A 2,225-nucleotide genomic window follows, 5' to 3' on the forward strand; every position below is an offset into this window, starting at 1 on the left:
TACAGGCTATTTCCTGACTGACCGGAAAACAGGTAAAGGCATTGCCATTACCTTGTGGGATAATGAAGAGGATATAATTGCCACCGAAGAGAGCGGTTTCTTTCGAGAGCAATTGGCCAAATTCAACGATTGCCTGACAGCGCCACCTGTTCGGGAAATATATGAAGTTAGTGCCCAGGGTTAGGAACTGTCTGCGGCAGGTGCACGATATGATTTACGGTAAACTGGTTGGATATGGGCGTTAATCTTGATTTATACACTGGAAAGGAGCGGAGACTTGCAAGTTGAGCAAATCTTAGCGGATTTGATACGAATACAATCGGTGAATCCCCCGGGTGGAGAGACCGAGGTAGCCATGTACCTCAAGCGCCTTTTTGACCAGTATGGTATATCCAATGAAGTTATTGAGCCCCAGAAAGGACGCGGCAGTTTTCTGGCATACACAGGAGAGGGTGAACGCAGTCTCTTATTTCTGTCTCACATCGATGTGGTAACTGCCACCAAGGGATGGAGTTTCCCTCCTTTTTCAGGCGAGATAAAGGATGGCTTTGTATTCGGTCGTGGGGCAATAGATTGTAAAGCTTTGGTGGCTGCTCAGGCCTGCTCAGTTATTAGCTTAGCACAGGAGAAAAAACTTAAAGGCAGGTTGATTTTTGCGGCTACTGCTGACGAGGAAACGCTCGGACCGCTCGGCGCTAAATACTTAGTTGACAATCACATAGACAGGATAAAAGCCGATTTCGCCATCAACGAAGGTGCTGAAGCACCGGCTCAAGTAGCTGATAAGGTATGTCACTTCATCGCGGTGGGAGAAAAAGCCCCTTCCTGGATTAAGCTATCGACCAGAGGAACTTCGGCTCACGGAGCACTCCCTATGCTTGGGGATAACGCCATAGTGAAAATGGCCGATGTATTAAAAAATCTGGCAAATTACAGGCCCAGGCCAGCCTTGATTCCAGTGGTGAAGGAACTCACTAAGACGATAGCCGAGCTTGAAAGCTTAGGCAGTGAAATAAATGAAAACAATATCGACCAGTATATCCAGAACCTCAAAAATAAGAACTTTGCGGCATATTTATCGGCCATAACCAGGTTTACAGTTTCGCCCAATGTTGTCCACGGTGGACTGAAGACAAACATCGTGCCCGATGGTTGCGAAGCGGAAGTTGATATCAGAATCCTGCCCGGACAAAACAAGGAGCAAATTCTGAAGGAACTCCAGCCATTTTTGGGTGATGTTGAAATAGAGGTTATTAACCATACATCCCCAACCATATCCGAATACAAATCACGATACTACGAAACGATTCGCCAGACTCTGCAAGAATCTGTCAAAGGTGATTTGGTTTTACCATCTATCAGCGCCGGCAGCACCGATTCCAGGCTGTTGAGGGCAGCCGGTATACCGTCTTATGGAATCAACATGCTGACCTTGAATCTTGACCCGGCATTGCGACGGTCGGTACATGGCGTAGACGAGAAGATCGATATCGACAGTCTCAAAGTTAAAACGAACTTTCTAACGGCACTGGCAAAAAGATATCTATCATAGCACTGGCTTCACCTTTTGTACGGTTCATAACCACCGAATCCACCATCCACATCAAGCATGGCCCCCGTTATGTACGATGACTCCTCCTTCAGGAAAAAGAGGACCGCATGGGCAATCTCCTCGGGCTCGGCGAAACGCGGTACGGCAATCATACGTCTAGCGGCGTCATGAATCTCCTTGCTCCGAGCTTTGAGACGCGGGGTCAAGGTAGCGCCCGGGGAGATTGAGTTTACGGTTATACCATACTGGCCGACCTCGTAGGCAAGCGCCTTGGTGAAAATATTAATTCCGGCTTTGGCCGCAGAGTAGATGGCTCTTCCGGGCATTCCATAGCGCCCGCTAACTGAAGAGATATTGATAATCCGTCCGTTTCTTCTTTCAATCATCGATGGAAGAACGGAGCGGGTGCAGTTAAACGCGCCGATAAGGGTAACCAGCTCATCCTCCTGCTCTTTCGTTGTTGTCTTCTCAAATGGCATCATCTCAGCCATTGCCGCCGCGTTGTTAACCAGAATATCCACGGGACCAAATGTTTGTGCTAACTTTGCCACCATCGTGTTTACTGTATTCTGTGCTGCAACATTACCCGGAATGGCTATTGCCTCTCCGCCGGTATCTGTTATTTCCTTGGCGACGGCAGCCGCAGTTTCTTTGTGCAGCGCGTTCACACCTA

The 2,225-nt window shown here is 48.3% G+C and carries 3 protein-coding genes; 2 read left to right on the forward strand and 1 reads right to left on the reverse strand.

Translation table 11 applies throughout. The annotated features are described in order from the left end of the window. Positions 1–184, forward strand: a 184-nt coding sequence (locus KKD83_03415) for a hypothetical protein (GenBank protein MBU2535202.1), incomplete at its 5' end; no start/stop codon positions are given. Between the two features lie 93 nt (positions 185–277). Beyond that, entirely contained in the window at positions 278–1,552 is a 1,275-nt protein-coding gene (locus tag KKD83_03420; GenBank protein MBU2535203.1) for a M20/M25/M40 family metallo-hydrolase, read from the forward strand. Between the two features lie 8 nt (positions 1,553–1,560). On the opposite strand, the gene KKD83_03425 is transcribed toward KKD83_03420, so the two are convergent. Further along, the coding region (locus tag KKD83_03425; protein MBU2535204.1) for an SDR family oxidoreductase at positions 1,561–2,225 on the reverse strand (665 nt) is incomplete at its 5' end.

It is taken from the genome of Chloroflexota bacterium, from assembly GCA_018829775.1.
GTDB lineage: Bacteria > Chloroflexota > Dehalococcoidia > Dehalococcoidales > RBG-16-60-22 > E44-bin89.